General features: G+C 73.3%; 13 protein-coding genes. 6 read left to right on the top strand and 7 right to left on the bottom strand.

What is annotated here, in order from left to right; genetic code table 11:
* Positions 1-18: 18 nt before the first annotated feature.
* Positions 19-1,422 carry a type VII secretion integral membrane protein EccD gene (eccD, locus tag OG598_RS28585; RefSeq protein ID WP_328651845.1) on the bottom strand — a complete coding sequence of 468 codons (1,404 nt, stop codon included), beginning with the start codon at positions 1,420-1,422 and terminating at the stop codon, positions 19-21.
* Between the two features lie 101 nt (positions 1,423-1,523).
* Here eccD and eccCa point away from each other — a divergent pair, with 101 nt between their 5' ends.
* The 4 genes from eccCa to OG598_RS28565 all read left to right on the top strand — a co-directional run bounded on the left by eccCa (position 1,524) and on the right by OG598_RS28565 (position 8,511).
* Entirely contained in the window at positions 1,524-5,507 is a 3,984-nt protein-coding gene (gene eccCa / locus OG598_RS28580; RefSeq protein ID WP_328651844.1) for a type VII secretion protein EccCa, read from the top strand.
* A 74-nt stretch (positions 5,508-5,581) separates the two neighbouring features.
* Positions 5,582-6,922, top strand: coding sequence for a type VII secretion-associated serine protease mycosin (mycP, locus tag OG598_RS28575; RefSeq protein WP_328651843.1), 1,341 nt, complete (start codon positions 5,582-5,584; stop codon positions 6,920-6,922).
* Positions 6,923-6,974: 52 nt separating this feature from the next.
* Positions 6,975-7,766 carry a phosphatase PAP2 family protein gene (locus OG598_RS28570; protein WP_328651842.1) on the top strand — a complete coding sequence of 264 codons (792 nt, stop codon included), beginning with the start codon at positions 6,975-6,977 and terminating at the stop codon, positions 7,764-7,766.
* Positions 7,767-7,803: 37 nt separating this feature from the next.
* Entirely contained in the window at positions 7,804-8,511 is a 708-nt protein-coding gene (locus tag OG598_RS28565) for a phosphatase PAP2 family protein (protein WP_328651841.1), read from the top strand.
* A gap of 51 nt (positions 8,512-8,562) precedes the next feature.
* Here OG598_RS28565 and OG598_RS28560 read toward each other — a convergent pair whose 3' ends face one another.
* The 6 genes from OG598_RS28560 to OG598_RS28535 form a co-directional block, all read right to left on the bottom strand.
* On the bottom strand, positions 8,563-9,741 hold the full coding sequence (locus OG598_RS28560) for a MarP family serine protease (protein ID WP_328651840.1): 1,179 nt from the start codon (positions 9,739-9,741) through the stop codon (positions 8,563-8,565).
* A 63-nt stretch (positions 9,742-9,804) separates the two neighbouring features.
* A complete protein-coding gene (locus OG598_RS28555) occupies positions 9,805-10,497 on the bottom strand; it encodes an NUDIX hydrolase (protein ID WP_328651839.1) in 693 nt (230 codons plus the stop codon).
* On the bottom strand, positions 10,494-11,171 hold the full coding sequence (locus tag OG598_RS28550) for a TlpA family protein disulfide reductase (protein ID WP_328651838.1): 678 nt from the start codon (positions 11,169-11,171) through the stop codon (positions 10,494-10,496). Before OG598_RS28550 ends, OG598_RS28555 begins: the two co-directional genes overlap by 4 nt.
* Positions 11,168-11,956 (bottom strand): endonuclease III, encoded by a 789-nt coding sequence (gene nth, locus OG598_RS28545; protein ID WP_145789750.1) that lies wholly within the window; start codon positions 11,954-11,956, stop codon positions 11,168-11,170. The genes OG598_RS28550 and nth overlap by 4 nt, the downstream gene beginning before the upstream one ends.
* A gap of 41 nt (positions 11,957-11,997) precedes the next feature.
* Entirely contained in the window at positions 11,998-13,176 is a 1,179-nt protein-coding gene (locus tag OG598_RS28540) for a CapA family protein (RefSeq protein ID WP_328651837.1), read from the bottom strand.
* 11 nt (positions 13,177-13,187) lie between these two features.
* Entirely contained in the window at positions 13,188-13,895 is a 708-nt protein-coding gene (locus tag OG598_RS28535) for an adenosylcobinamide amidohydrolase (protein WP_328651836.1), read from the bottom strand.
* A 143-nt stretch (positions 13,896-14,038) separates the two neighbouring features.
* Here OG598_RS28535 and OG598_RS28530 point away from each other — a divergent pair, with 143 nt between their 5' ends.
* On the top strand, positions 14,039-14,716 hold the full coding sequence (locus tag OG598_RS28530) for a Crp/Fnr family transcriptional regulator (protein WP_007466162.1): 678 nt from the start codon (positions 14,039-14,041) through the stop codon (positions 14,714-14,716).
* A gap of 111 nt (positions 14,717-14,827) precedes the next feature.
* A complete protein-coding gene (locus tag OG598_RS28525; protein WP_328651835.1) occupies positions 14,828-15,571 on the top strand; it encodes a metallophosphoesterase family protein in 744 nt (247 codons plus the stop codon).
* Positions 15,572-15,835 lie beyond the last annotated feature (264 nt).

Raw genomic sequence — 15,835 nt, 5'->3', positions numbered from 1 at the left:
ACCGGGCCCGAGGGTCGCTCAACCGAGCAACCCTCGGGCCCGGTCGTACAGGTCGAGCACCGCGCAGGCGATCGGCACCACGGCGACCACCAGGGCCGTGTCGGTGAGGTCCGCGATCCTCCCGAGGTACGGCGAGACCGGCCGGCGGGCGTACCCGGTGCCGCTGGCGACCGCCACCAGGGCCAGCGCCGCCCCGCCCAGGACCAGCACCAACCGCCCGGTCTCGTCGGTCCGACCGACCAGCACGGCACCCAGCGCCGCGTAGCCGGCCAGCCCGGCGAGCACCGTCGGCACCCGGTGTCGCAGCGCCACGAACAGCCGCGACCGCAGCAGCAGCACGGCCGAGGTGACCGCCACCAGCACCCGGCCGGCAGTGCCACCGGCGGCCACGAGTACGACAGCGGTGGCCACCACCAGCAGCGCGTGGCCGATCAGCATCCCGGTGAGCATCTCCTCGGTGCGGATCACCGCGGCGTGCACCCGGCCCCGGTCCGGCAGGTCCCGCACCCGCTCCGGCTCCTCCCCGGAGGTGGCGGCTGGCAGGGTGATCGGCGGCAGCGGCAGCTTGCCCAGCCGGATGGCCAGCAGGGGGATCACGCCGACGGCGAAGACCAGTGCGCTGAGCAGCACGGCCGCCGTACCGGCCGTGGTCATCAGCAGCCCACCGAGCGCGGCCCCCGCGCCGATCAGGCCGACAGTGACGCCGGCCACGAAGACCCGCAGCCGACTGGCCACCCCGAGGAGGCCGATCAACGCCGCCAGCAACAACGCGACCGAGCCGGCCAGCAGTTCGGGAGCGCCCACCCAGCGGGCCGGCCCGATCGGCCCGACCGGGTCGCCGGAGCCGACGGCCAGGGCACCGGCGGTGAACGCGTACGGCAGCGCGTAACCGCCGAGCGTCGCCCCGGCGGCGCCGTCACCGTTGGCGCGGGAGGCGACAGTGCCGGCCACGGTGAGCACCAGCGCCACCGCGACGGCCGCCAGCCAACCGGCCCGGTGTGTCGGGCCACCGGCGAGCAGCGCGAGCAGCCCGACCGCGAGCGGTACTGCGGCACCGGCCAGACCGGCTGCCCGGGTGGCGGTGGGCGACCAGGCGCCGCCGCGACGGCGAGCACCGTCGGCGATCGCCTCGATGACGTCGTCGTACTCCAACTCGGGCCAGTGCGCGCGGGCCGGAACGAGGTGCAGCACCTCACCGTCGCGGACCCCCTGCGGCAGCAGCGCCTGTGCGGTCACCAGCAACGCCCCGTCGGTGCGGCGGAGCACCCAACCGCCGTGCTGCTCGCCGTCGTCGGCGAGCCCGACACCGGCGTGCCGGAGCACGTCGGGCAGCAGCTCGGCCAGGGGCACCTGCTCCGGCAGGGCGACGTCCACCCGTCGTTGCGGCGCGCTGATGGTGACGCGTGCCAGCCCGGTAGTCATCGACTGGTCTCCATATCGACTGGGATCGGAGGCTGCGCGGACGACAGGACTTTACCTACCATGAGCCAGGCTCGGGTTACCCAGCGCTGTCAGGAGGCCGAGTGTCCACCGTCGTCATCAAGCGCCCACCGCGCCGACCAGCGCCGGAGATTCCCGCCGGTGAGCTGTCGGTCGACGCACCGCCGGAGATCCCCGTGGTGACCGGCGGGCGGTGGCAGCAGCTGCTCATGGTGCTGCCCATGCTCGGCGGCACTGTCGCGATGGCGATGATGTTCGGCCGGGGCGGTGGGGCCTACTCGTACGTGGTGGGCGGCATGTTCGGGCTCTCCTCGTTGGCGATGCTCGTGACGTCCTGGGGCAGCGCCTCCGGCACCCCGAAGAAGTCCGAGATGATGGCCGCCCGCAGGGAGTACCTACGCCACCTGGCCACACTGCGGCGACGGGTCCGGCGGACCGCGGGCCAGCAACGGGCCGGTTTGTACTACCGGCACCCGGATCCGGGCCGGCTCTGGTCGACGGTGGACAGCCACCGGGTCTGGGAGCGGCGCCCCGCCGACCCTGATTTCGCCGTGGTGCGGGTCGCCGTCGGGCCGCAGACACTGGCCACCCCACTGGTCCCACCGGTCACCCGGCCGTTGGAGGAGCTCGAGCCGATGACCGCCGGCGCGCTACGCCGCTTCCTGGACGCGTACTCGGTGGTGCCGGACCTGCCGGTGGCGCTGTCGCTGCGCAGCTTCGCCCGGGTGCACGTACGATCCGCCGGCCGTGGCCGGACGACCACCCCGACCACCGGCGGGCCACCGACCGGCGACCCGGCGGCGCAGGCCCTGGCCCGGGCCGTGCTGACCCAGCTCGCGGTCTTCCACGCCCCCGACGAGCTGCTCGTCGCGGTCTGCGCCGGGCCGGAGCGCCGCGCCCGCTGGGAGTGGGTGAAGTGGCTCCCGCACACCCACCATCCCGGCCGCACCGACGCGCTCGGCCCGGTACGCCTGGTCACCAGCTCGGCCGCCGAGTTGGAGTCGCTGCTGGCCGACGTGCTGACCACCCGGTCCCGGTTCAGCCCGGCCGGCCCGGCCACCGACGGCCCGCACGTGGTGGTGGTCCTCGACGGGGGCGACCTGACCGGCGCCAGTGACCTGACCGGCGACGGCGGCATCGACGCGGTCACGGTGCTGGACCTGGACACCCCGCCGCCCCGACTGCTGGACCGCTACGCGCTGCTGCTGGAGTTGCACGGCCGGCGGCTGCACTCGCTGTCGTCCGACGGGCACGCCGAGGTGGGCACCGCCGACCAGTTGGACCTGGCCGACGCCGAGGCGGTCGCCCGACGGTTGGCGCCGCTGCGGCTCGCCGGCGCGGCCAGAGGGCCGGACGCCCCGCTCCAGGCCGACCTGGGCCTCCCCGAGCTGCTCGGCCTCGGTGACCCGGAGAGCTTCACTGCGGAACAGGGCTGGTTGCCGCGCTCGGCACGGGACCGGCTGCGGGTGCCGATCGGGGTGGGCGCGGACGGCGGCGCCATCGAGCTGGACCTCAAGGAGTCCGCCCAGGACGGCATGGGCCCGCACGGCCTGCTCATCGGGGCGACCGGCTCCGGCAAGTCCGAGCTGCTCCGCACGCTGGTGCTGGGGCTCGCCGCCACGCACAGCTCCGAGCAGCTCAACTTCGTGCTCGTCGACTTCAAGGGTGGCGCCACCTTCACCTCGTTCGACCGGCTGCCGCACACCGCTGCCGTGATCACCAACCTGGCCGACGCGTTGCCCCTTGTCGATCGCATGGTGGACGCGATCAACGGGGAGTTGGTCCGCCGCCAGGAGTTGCTGCGGCGGGCCGGCAACTTCGCCAGCGTGCGCGACTACGAGCGGGCCAGGGCGGCCGGCAGCCCTCTCGCCCCGCTGCCGTCGTTGCTGCTGATCTGCGACGAGTTCTCGGAGCTGCTCTCCGCCAAGCCCGACTTCATCGACCTGTTCGTGCAGATCGGCCGGCTGGGCCGGTCGCTCGGCGTGCACCTCCTGCTCGCCAGCCAGCGCCTGGAGGAGGGCCGGCTCCGCGGGTTGGACACCCACCTGTCGTACCGGATCGGGTTGCGCACCTTCTCGGCGCTGGAGTCCCGGACGGTGCTCGGCGTGGCGGACGCGCACGAGCTGCCCCGCTCGCCGGGCCACGGCTACCTGCGTGCCGGCACCGACCCGCTGGCCCGATTCAAGGCCGCGTACGTCTCCGGTGCCGTCCGCCGTCGGGCCGCGCCGGGCGGCGTCGCCGCCGAGGGAGGCGCGCGGCTGCTGACCTTCACCACCCACGTCGTACCGGTGCCCGAGCCGGCGGCCCCGGTCGTGCCCGTCGTGGCGGAGGAGGAGGGCACCAGGACGCTGCTCGACCTGCTGGTGGACCGGCTCGTCGGGCAGGGCCCGCCGGCGCACCAGGTCTGGCTCCCGCCGCTCGGCCAGCCGCCGGCCCTGGACGAGCTGCTCGGTCCGGTCGAGGTGCACCCGAAACGCGGGCTGACAGTGGGCAACCCGGAACTGCACGGGGCACTCGGCGTGCCGATGGCGGTGGTGGACAAACCGTTGGAGCAGCGCCGGGACCTGCTCTGGCTGGCGCTGGACGGCGCGGCAGGCCACGTCGCGGTGGTCGGTGCGCCGCAGAGCGGCAAATCCACAGCCCTGCGCACGCTGGTCTGCGCGCTGGCGCTCACCCACACACCGGCCGAGGTGCAGGTCTACTGCCTCGACTTCGGCGGCGGCGGGTTGGCCGCGCTGCGCGACCTTCCGCACGTCGGCGGGGTGACCGGCCGCGCCGACCCGACCGCCGTACGACGCACCGTCGGCGAGATGACCACCCTGCTGGTCGACCGGGAACGCCGCTTCGCCGAGCTGGGCGTGGAGTCGATGGCCGCGTACCGGCAGCGTCGAGCGGCGGCGGGGACGGTGGGCCAGCCGGGCACCGACCCGTACGGCGACGTGTTCCTGGTGATCGACGGGTGGACCACCATCCGCGGCGAGTACGACGACTTGGAGCCGCTCGTCACCGACCTGGCCACCCGGGGTCTGTCGTACGGGCTGCACGTGGTCGCCACCGGGCTGCGCTGGCTGGATTTCCGCCCGGCGATCCGGGACCTGTTCGGCTCCCGGCTGGAGCTGCGCCTCGGTGACCCGGCCGACTCGTTGGTGGCCCGGCGTGCGGCCGCCAACGTGCCGGAGCGCTCCGGCCGAGGGGTGACCGCTGAGGGCCTGCACTTCCTCACCGCGCTGCCCCAGCTCGGTACCGCCGGCGGAGACACCGCCGACCTGGTCAAGAGGGCCGCCGACGGGTGGGCGGGTGCAGCGGCGCCGCGGGTGCGGCTGCTCCCGCCGGTGCTGCCGTACGCCGATCTGGACCTCGCCTCGACGACCGGGCTGCGGCTGCCCATCGGCATCGCGGAGGCGGACCTGCGCCCGGTCCTGCTCGACTTCGCCACCGAGCCGCACTTCGTGGTCTTCGGGGACTCGGAGTGCGGCAAGTCGTCGTTCCTGCGCGCGCTGGCCACGTCGATCATCACCCGGTTCACTCCCGAGCAGGCCCGGGTGATCCTCGTCGACTACCGGCGCAGCCTGCTCGGCGCCATCGAGACGCCACACCTGATCGGGTACGGCACCGCGGCGGCACACACCGCCGACCTGGTCGAGTCGGCCGCCGGTTACCTGGAGCGGCGGGCTCCCGGGCCGGAGGTCACCCCGCAGCAGTTGCGGGACCGGTCCTGGTGGTCCGGGCCGGAGCTGTTCGTGCTGGTGGACGACTACGACCTGGTGGCGGCGGGGCCGGCGAACCCGTTGCGCGCACTGGAGGAGCACCTGCCGCACGCCCGGGACATCGGGCTGCACCTGGTGCTGGCCCGCCGGTCCGGAGGGGCGAGCCGGGCCCAGTACGAGCCGATCGTGCAGCGCCTGCGGGAGCTGTCCACGGCCGGCCTGGTGATGGCGGGCAGCCCCGAGGAGGGCGCACTCGTCGGGCCGGTGCGACCCGGACCGCTGCCGCCGGGGCGTGGTCGGTTGGTCACCCGGCGGGAGGGCGTACGCCTCGTTCAGCTGGCGCAACTGCCGCCGCAATGACCTGACTCGCCGGTTCTTCCCGTGACGGGTGGGGAAACCGGTAATCTCCGATCGTCATGGTTCCGTCGGGATGAATGGCTGGGTATGTGACTGGGGTGCGGTACAGCGGTCCGTCAGCGGCCCGACGCGCGACCGGCCGGGCGCTGCTCGGCGTGGCCGCGGCGCTCGCCGTCGTGGCCCCGACCGCGGCAGCCGTGCCGGTCGCCGCGCCCACAAACGGTGGACAGCTCGCCGGCGCGCCGATGGCGTTCGCCCCCGGTGACGCCGTCGCCCGCACCGACCAGGTCCGCGACGAGCAGTGGCAGCTCGACGAGTTGCAGGCCGAGACGGCGTGGCGCAGCTCGACCGGCCGGGGCGTGACGGTGGCGGTTGTCGACTCCGGAGTGGACGGCAACCACCCCGACCTGGTTGGCCAGGTGCTGCCCGGCAAGGACCTGGTGGGCCCCGGTGGCGCCCCGGGCCCGGACCCGGTGGGTCACGGCACCACCGTCGCCGGCCTGATCGCCGGGCGCAGCGACGACAAGCGGGGCGTGGTCGGCCTTGCACCGGACGCCCGGATCCTGCCGGTCCGCGTGCTGGACGAGGAGAACCGTTACGACGACGCGCTGATCGTCGCCCAGGGGGTCCGCTGGGCGGTCGACAACGGCGCCCGCGTGATCAACCTGTCGCTGGGCGGCAGCGGCGACAGCCCGGCCCTGGCCGCCGCCCTGGACTACGCGTTCGTCCGGGACGTGGTCGTCATCGCCTGCACCGGCAACCTGGCCACCTCCACCAGCACCAAGGTCTGGTACCCGGCTCGGGAGCCGGGCGTGATCGCGGTGTCCGGCCTCGAACGCAGCAGCGACAACATGTGGTCCGGCTCGATCACCGGCCGGGCGACGGTGCTCACCGCTCCCGCCAGCGGGCTGGTCGGCGCCAAGCCTCCCGGCGGGTACTGGCGGGTGCAGGGCACCAGCTTCGCCGCGCCGCTGGTGGCGGCGACCGCTGCGCTGGTCCGGTCCCGCTATCCGCAGATGCCCGCGGGTGAGGTGGTCAACCGGTTGTTGGCCACCGCCCGGGACCTGGGCCCCACCGGGCGGGACGACCGCTTCGGGTACGGGGTGGTCGACCCGGTGGCCGCGTTGACCGCTCAGGTGCCGCCGGTGACCGCCAACCCGCTGGACGACCAGACGTCGCCGGGCGTGACCGGTTTCGGTCCGGCGCCCGGCTCGGTCGACGACGATCCGGTGGCCGGTGCTGGTAGCGATCCACTCGGTCTCGCCGCATCCGGTCAGCAGAGCCGCTGGACCGCTCGGGCGGCGGGTGGTCAGGAGAATTCCGCGCCGGCGCAACTGTGGACCACTGTCGTACTCCTCGTCGCTCTGGTCGCCGGTGCGGCAGTGATGGTGCGCCGGCTGCGTCAGCGGACCCGTTGATCGTGGCCGACCGGCAGGCCTGACCGGCTGCCCGGCCGGGTAGAACGGACCCATGAGTACGCACCGGCCACCTACCCTCGCCCCCACCGGCCAGCCGTCCTGGCGGCACCGCCGATTCGACAGGGACCATGCGCTGGGCCTGCGGCTCACTCTCGCCGCGACGGCGGCGTTCCTGGTGCTGGTGCCGTTCGCGCTGCTCACACTGCTGGTGCTCGGCGCCTGGGCACCGCTGCACCGGCTGGACACGGCGGTCACCGACGCGCTGCACGGCTACGCCCAGGATCACCCGGCCTGGGTCGTGCTGATGCGGGTCTGGACCGAGGTGTTCGCACCGATGCCACTGCGCGCCGTCGCCCTGCTCCTGGTGATCTGGCTGCTGCGCCGGGGAGCCCGCCGGCTGGCCCTCTGGGCGGCCACCACCATGGTCGTCGGCGGTCTGGTAGGTCCGCTGCTCAAGTTGCTGGTCGGCCGGGACCGGCCGGAGTTGCTGGACCCGGTGGCCCGGGCCGCCGGTTACTCGTTCCCCTCCGGGCACGCGCTGAACGCCACCCTGGCCGCCGGGGTGCTGCTGCTGGTGCTCCTGCCGTACGCCCGGCGGGGGGCGGCGCGCATCGCGCTCTGGGTGGCGGCGGTCCTGCTCACGGTGGTGACCGGGCTGAGCAGGGTGACGCTGGGCGTGCACTTCACCAGCGACGTGGTGGGTGGATGGCTGCTGGGGGTGGCAGTGGTCGCGGCCACCACCGCCGCGTTCACCAGTTGGCGGGCACACACCGGTCTTCGGCCGGTCCGGCCGACCCGCGACGGCGTCGCGCCCGAGGTCGAGCGGCAGCCGGGAGCGGCCTGAGGAGTGAGGAAGACGTCGGCCGGGTACTGGCCGACCCATGTCCGAGACCGTGGTCCAGATCGTCCGGCGGGTGCTACTGCCGGTGTCCCTCCTGCTCGGGCTCATGGTGCTGCTCGGGGTGCTGGTCACCCGGGTGTTCGCCCGAACCTGGCCGTTCACGGTGGAGGACACGGTGAACCGGGAGTTGGCCGCCGACCGCACCGGCGACTGGAACAACGTCTCGCTGGTGTTCAGCACACTGGCCAGCACCCAGATGATCGTCGTGGTCACCGTGCTGGTGGCGTTGGCGCTACGGCTCTGGCTGAAGCGCTGGCGCGAGCCGCTGTTCCTGTGCGCGGCGGTGACCGCCCAGGCGCTGGTGTTCCTGCTGACCACACTGGCGATCGACCGACGGCGGCCGGCGGTGGAGCACATGGACGTCTCGCCACCCACGTCGAGCTTTCCGTCCGGGCACACCTCGGCGGCGGTGGCGCTCTACGTCGGCATCGCCGTGCTGCTGGCGCTGCGGGCCCGGAGCACCGGCGCGAAGGTCGCCTGGTGGACGCTGCTGCTGATGGTGCCGCTCGGCGTGGCGATGACCCGGATGTACCGGGGAATGCACCACCCGAGCGACGTGGTGGCGTCCTTCCTCAACGGCGGCACGTGCGTCGCGATCATGGCCCGTGCCGTGCTGGACCGGGGGCTGCGGTGGGGGCGGGCGAAGCTACCGACAGTCGGGCGTCGCACCCTGCCGGCCCAGGGCTGAGCTGGCGTCGCGCCCTGCCGGCTAAGGGCTGAGCTGGCCCCGCAGCGACGCTCAGGTGCACTCACCGGTGGCGACCTGCCGGTTGCGTTCGGCACCGGCCAACGCCACTGGCCGGGCCTCGGCCGCCGTCACGGCGAAGCCGGTGTTCGGGTCGTCGGACGCCGCCGCGAAGATCACGCCGAGCACCAGGCCGTTGGCGGAGAGCAGCGGACCGCCCGAGTTGCCGCTGCGTACCAGCGCCCGGATCGTGTAGATCTCCCGGGTCACCTCGGCGGACGAGTAGATGTCCGGGCCCTTGATCCGGTCGACGTCCCGGACCCGCGCCGACTGCGCGTTGTACGGGCCGTCGAGCGGGAAGCCGAGCACTATGGCGTCGGAGCCACTGCCCGCGTTGCCGGCGGCGAACCGCAGGGACGGCCCGGGCAGCCCGGGCACGAGCAGCACCGCCAGATCCCGGTTCGGGTCGTAGACCACCACCTTGCCGTCGTACCGCTCGCCGCCCAGTTCCACGGCTACCGAGCGGGTGCCGGCCACGACGTGCGCGTTTGTCATCACCCGGTCGTCCGCGTACACGAAGCCGGAACCCTCGATGCGGCGTGAGCAGCTGGGCGCGGAGCCGAGCACCTTGACGACCGACTGCTGACCGCTGACCACCACCTGCGAGCCGGCCAGTGCCGGGTCCGGCGGGTCGACCTGCCGGGCCCGGGTGGGCGCGAGGTCACCGAAGACGTCCGGGAACCCGTCGGTGTCGACGGTGTCCTCCAGCGCCGTGGAAAGCTGTTGGGCCTGCTCGGGCAGGACCTGGTTGACCACCGTGATCAAAGCGCTGTTGCGGACCGAGGCGGCGAGCCAGGGCACCGAGGACGAGCCGAGCGGCACGGCGACCAGCCAGGCGAGCAGGAGCACCGCGAACAGCGAGACGAGTGCCCCACCGACGTCGTCGGCCCGTTTGCCCACGTCGCTGGTGATGGTCTTACGCAGGTGCGAGCCGAGCCAACCTGCGAGTGCCTGCCCGACCACCGCCAGCCCGAAGATGGCCACCAGCGAGATCAGCACACGGGTGCCGGCGTCCACGAACTGTCTGGCGAACAGCGGCCCGAGCTGGAGACCCAGCAGCAGACCCAGGAAGAAGCCGGACAACGACGTGACGCCGATGACGAAACCCTGGCGGTATCCGCTGATCGCGAACACGAGCATGAGCAGCAGCAGGACGAGATCCACGACGGACACGGGTCAAGCGTACGGGCAGTGTGCCCACCGGATGACCATCGCTTGCGGATGGTGACCGTGCGTTCAGCGCAGGGCGTTCTCGTCAACCTCGTCGGTGCCGGCGGACGGGGCCGGTGTCGCCCCGGTCGGCGGAAGCTCCACCACCCGGCCGCGCGACCACGGACGGGCCCAGCCGCCCATCTCGAGCAGGGTGGCGAGCACCCCGGCGGTGAAGCCCCAGACGAGCATTCCGCGCGCCGAGAACGCCGGCCCGATCCAGCCGCTCGGGTGCCGGACCCGCAGCCGGTTGGCCGGATCGACCAGCTCGCTGACCGGCAGGCGGGCGACGTGTGCCACCTCGGCCGGCTCCCGTGGGTGCACCGGGTGCGGGTCGTGCCACCAGGCCAGCACCGGCGTGACCACGAAGTCGCTGACCGGGATCCACAGTTTCGGCAGCTCGGCCAGCACTGTCACGCTGGCCGGGTCGAGGCCCACCTCCTCGTTCGCCTCGCGCAGGGCGGTGGCGCGGACGTCGGCGTCCTCCGGGTCGGCGGCACCCCCGGGGAAGGCGGGCTGGCCGGCGTGGTTGCGCAGGGTGGCGGCGCGTTGCAGGACCAGCACGTCGGGACCCGCGCCGGGCTGCTCGCCGAGCAGCACCAGCACTGCGCTCTCCCGACCGCCCTCGGCCGGCGTGGTCAGGCGGGTGAAGTCCTCGGCGCGGGCGGTGCCCAGCCGGGTCAGCAACGGCTCGATCCACTCGGGGGGCCGACGGGTCACGCCGGCACCGCCAGGCCGAGGTGCTGGCGGACCAGCGTGGCGAGCTTGGCGTCGTCGAGAGCCCCGGTGGCGTCGATGTGCCGCACCTGACCGTCGGTGTCGACGAAGAGGGTCAGCGGAATGGCGTTGCGCTTCAGCTCGCGCTGTAGCGCCTCGCCCTGGTCCACCAGGATCGGGAACCGGACGCCGAAGTCCTCACCGATGGACTGTGCGCCGCCCCGGCTGTCCCGACTGTTGACCCCGACCACCTGGAGCTGGCCGGCGGCCCGCTCGCTGAGGCGTTGGAAGGCGGGCAGCTCCTTGCGGCACGGCGGGCACCAGGAAGCCCACACGTTGATCACCGCTGGCCCGGCCACCTCCCGCAGCACGACGGGGGCGCCGCCGGTGAAGCAGGAGAGCGTCAGCTCTGGCAGCGCCGAGGCGCCGGCGGCGCGAGCCGTCGAGCCGGACGTTCCGGAGGCCGTCGGGCCCGAGCCGGGCGATGCCGGAGTCGCCGTTGCGGCGCCGGGCGACGTTGCCGTGGGCGGTGTGCCCAGCGTGGCGCAGTCCCGGAACGGCGACGGTCGTTCGGCCGCGGCCGGGCGGGGAGCCGGCTCGTCGTCGGCAGTGCCGCTGGTGCAGCCGGTGACCGCCAGCAGCAGCGGCAGGACGGCGGGGGCGAGGCGGCGGTTCACGGCACCTCCGCCGTGATCGCCTGCGCCGGCACCAGCTCCGGGTCGACCCCGGCAGCCACCGCGAGGTCGCGCGCCCGAGGGCCCTTGAGCAGCTTGGCGGCGGCCGCCGGCTCGGTGGGGCCGGTGCCGTACGAGGGGCAGAGCTTGGCGAGCGTGCAGGCGCCGCAGGCCGGCTTGCGGGCGTGGCAGACCCGTCGCCCGTGGAAGATGATCCGGTGCGAGAGCATGGTCCAGTCGCGCTTGTCGTACAGCGCGCCGATCGCGTGCTCGATCTTGACCGGGTCGGTCTCGGTGGTCAGCCGCCACCTGTGGACCAGCCGCTGGAAGTGCGTGTCGACGGTGATGCCCGGGACGTCGAAGGCGTTGCCCAGGATCACGTTGGCGGTCTTGCGGCCGATGCCGGGGAGCGTCACCAGGTCGACGAGCCGGCCCGGGACTGCGCCGTCGTACCGGTCGAGGAGGGCCTGACCGAGCTTGAGCAGTGAGTCGGTCTTGTTGCGGTAGAAACCGGTGGGCCGGATCAGCTCCTCCATCTCGCCCCGGTCGGCGCCGGCGTACGCGGCAGCGCTCGGGTAGCGGGCGAAGAGCTTCGGGGTGACCTCGTTGACCTTCTTGTCCGTGCACTGCGCGGACAGGATCGTGGCGACGGCCAGCTCCAGAGCGTTGGAGTGGTCCAGCTCACAATGCGCGTCGGGATGCGTCTCGGCCAGCACCCGGCCGATCTTGCGGGCACGGCGTTTGCGCCCGAGATCGGTCTCGCTGGCACCGGGAGGGCTACTGGTCACGACGGTCAGCCTACGTCGCACCCCGGACGGTCCTGCTCGGGTCAGCCGGCGGTCGGCGGCGAGATCTTGCCCTGCGCGTCGAACCGGGCGCCGCCCTTCGGGAAGTCGCTGCGGCTCAGCTCGGTGACCAGGCCCAGGCCACGGTCGTCCGGGTCCATGGTCGGCTTGCGGGCGGAGTTCATGTACGTCGAGGTGAACGAGCCGCCGGCCCAGCTTCCGTCCGGCTTGAGCGACACCTTCAGCACGCCACCCCAGCCGAGTCGGCCGGTGTTGTCCAGCGAGTTGCCGCCGCCGGCGAAGTTGCCCAGGCTGTAGGCGATCAGGCGCCCCTTGTAGAACTCCATCCCGCGCAACACGTGCGGGCCGTGCCCGACGATCAGGTCGGCGCCGGCGTCGATCATGGCGTGCGAGAACTTGACGGGGTCGCCCCGGTTCTCGCCCAGGAAGATCTCGGTGCCCGGCTTCACCCGGGTCATGTTCGCTCCCTCGCCACCCATGTGCACCTGCACCACGACCAGGTCGGCCATGGTGGCCGCCTTGGCGACCACCGCCTTGGCCTTGGCGATGTCGACGAGGCTGTTCGACCAGACGTACGACGAGAAGCCGGCGACCGCGACCTTGACGCCCTTGACGTCGACCACTGTGATCTGGTTCGGCGCCCCGGTGTGCTTCAGGTCGTACTTCTCCAAGGCCTTCTGGGTGTTCTCGTAGCCCTTCGGCCCGTAGTCGTAGCCGTGGTTGTTGGCCTGGTTCAGCACGTCGAAGCCGGCGTCGCGCAGGTGCGCGGCGTACTCCGGCGGGGCCCGGAACTGGAAGCAGCGGGTGGAGTTGGCCCCGCACTTGCCGGTGCCGGTGTCGACTGTCAGCGGCTCCTCCAGGTTGCCCATCACCAGGTCGGCCTTGAGCGCCTCGGTGACCGAGTTGAAGAAGCCCTTACCGCCGGCGGCGGGCAGCCGACTGGGCGCGTTGCCCATGATGATGTCGCCGGTGGCGGAGAGCGAGATCGCGCCACCCTGACCGGACGATGCGGGCCCGGTGGCCTTCGGACCGGCCGTGGAGACCGGTGCGCCGGTGCCACCACCTCCCGCGCCGGGCTGCCAGACGGGCGCCTCACCACCGGGGTCGGCACAGCCGGCCACGAGGAGGGCGGCCAGCAGCGCGGCGAGGCCGAGGGCGACGCGGCGGCGCGGGCGGGACGCGAGGGGGGCGAGAGCGTACATCGCCCGCGACCCTACCGGTCGTTAAACGCGCCGACGACAGCCGATCGGTTGGACTTTGCGCCCCTGAGCTGGTCGGACCACGGCACGACCGGCCGGGAACCACCGGCAAGCACCGCCGCGTGCACCGCTCGGGCGAGCGGAGCACCCCAGGTGGAGCGCGGGCCGCCGTACGCGGACTCCGGCCCGTCCACCGGGCAGAGCACTGTGACCGCGTCGGTGGGCGTGCCGGTCCCCGGCACCCCCAGCTCGGTGATCGCCTGGGTCTTCGCCTCCGTCGCGGTGGCCACCGCGTTGACCAGCGCCGAGTCGGCGAGCCGGGCCGGCACGTACACCACGATGTTGACGGTGCCGACGCGTTCGGTGAGCGCGGCCGGCGTCGGAGCGGCAGCGGGCACCGGCGTGCCGAGCCCGACCGTCGCCCAGGCCCGCACCCCGGCGTCGGTTCGCGCCACCACCTCTGTCACATCGACGCCGGTCAGCAGACCGATCCCGGGCCCGTCGAGGGCCAGCTCGGCGGCGAGCGAGGCCAGGTGGGCGGCGGGGTCCTCCCGGTCGTACGACATCGGCACTGTCGCGTTCAACACCCACCGCCGGACCCCGATGCCACCGCCCAGCGGGGCACTGCTGACCGCCCGCAGGGGCACGTCCGCGCGCCAGACGAGCAGCGGGACGCGCCGCCCGTCCTCGGCGCGGCTGGTCAGAGTCGGCTCGCTCAGCACGTCGGGCAGGTTACGCCCACCGATCAAGATTCCAGGGGCGACCTCTGATTCATGCTCACGTGCGCCTAGACTTGGCGGCGCGCGAGGGGATCAGCGGACGGCGGCCCCGGCCGACGGACGGCACGCGCAACCGGAGGTGCGCAATGGACGAGGTACTGGCCCGCAGCGGGATCTTCCAGGGTGTTGACCCGGAAGCTGCCGAGGCGCTTGCCAAGGAGATGGAGACGATCGAGGTCCGCAAGGGCGAGATCGTTTTCAATGAGGGCGAGCCCGGTGACAGCCTCTACATCCTGCTGTCCGGGAAGATCAAGGTTGGTCGCCGCGCAGCGGACGGCCGGCAGAACCTCATCGCGGTGATGGGGCCGTCGGACATGGTCGGTGAGCTGTCGCTCTTCGACCCGGGTCCGCGTACGGCGACCGCCACCGCGGTGACCGACACCCGGCTGGTGCGGCTGCGTAAGCAGGCGCTGCGGCCGTGGCTCAACAACCGCCCGGAGATCGCCGAGCAGCTGCTCCGGGTGCTCGCCCGGCGGCTGCGTCGGACCAACGACTCGCTCGCCGACCTGATCTTCACGGACGTGCCGGGTCGGGTCGCCAAGAACCTGCTCCAGATGGCGGGCCGCTTCGGCACCCGCGACGGCGGCGTTCTGCGGGTGACCCACGACCTCACCCAGGAGGAGATCGCCCAGCTCGTCGGCGCCTCCCGGGAGACCGTCAACAAGGCGCTGGCCGACTTCGCCTCGCGCGGTTGGCTGCGGTTGGACGGCAAGAGCATCATCATCCTGGACCCGGAGCGCCTGGCCCGTCGCGCCCGCGTCTGAGCAGCACCCGACGTCCCCGCCCACCGTCACCGACGGTAGGCGGGGACGTCTGGCGTCTGCCTGACGCAGAATCGCTGGCCTGGAGGCGGTGCCGGCGGTGAGGGTGGGTCGATGGTGAACCGAGTTGCGGTGCTCTCCGACATCCATGGTGTCCTGCCGGCGTTGGAGGCCGTACTGGCCGAGCCGGACGTCGCCGCCGCCGATCTGATCGTGCTCACCGGTGACATCGCCGCGGGCCCGCAGCCGGTCGAGGTGCTGGACGTGCTCGCCGGCCTGGGCGACCGGGTGTGCTGGGTCGGCGGCAATGCCGACCGCGAGCTGGTCGAGGCCCGGGCCGGCCGCCCGGCGTCGATCGACGTGTCGGACTGGGCCGCCGGGCAGCTGCGCGACGACCAGGTGGCCCGGCTCGCCGCGCTGCCGGCCACGGCGACGCTGGAGATCGACGGCCTCGGGCCGACGCTGTTCTGCCACGCCACGCCCCGCGACGACGAGGAGGTCGTGCTCGTCGACTCCCGGATGGCGCGCTGGGCGGAGGTCTTCGACGGTCTGCCCGCCGAGGTCGCCACGGTGGTCTGCGGCCACACGCACATGCCCTTCACCCGGCTGGTCGACCGGCGTCTGGTGGTCAACCCGGGCAGCATCGGCATGCCGTACGGGGGCGCGGGCGCGTGGTGGGCGCTGCTCGGCCCGGGCGTCCAAATGCGCCGCACCGCCTTCGACGTGGACGCGGCCTGCGCTCGGGTGGCGGCCGAGTCGACCTTCCCCGACGCTGTCGCCTGGGCCGACGAGTACCTGCGCTCCCAGCACAGCGACGCCGACGCGCTGACCGCCTTCGGCCCCCGCGACGGCCGCTGAGCCGACCCTGAGCCGACCGCCGGGCGGCAGGCGGGCGGCAGGCGGGCGGCAGGCGGGCGGCAGGCAGGCGGCAGGCGGGCGGCAGGCGGGCGGGCGGCAGGCGGGCGGGCGGCAGGCGGGCGGGCGGCAGGCGGGATACCAGTCAGGGAGCCTTTGGAGCTGAATCGTTTGCGGCATCAGCCGTAGGTGATCGGCAAGCCGATCCTCGAACGCGGTCGACGAGCGAGGTCGACGGGCGAGGTCGACGGGCGAGGTCGACGGGCG

The organism is Micromonospora sp. NBC_00330 (assembly GCF_036136635.1).
Taxonomy (GTDB): domain Bacteria; phylum Actinomycetota; class Actinomycetes; order Mycobacteriales; family Micromonosporaceae; genus Micromonospora; species Micromonospora salmantinae.
This window is presented reverse-complemented; position numbering and strand designations above follow the sequence as displayed.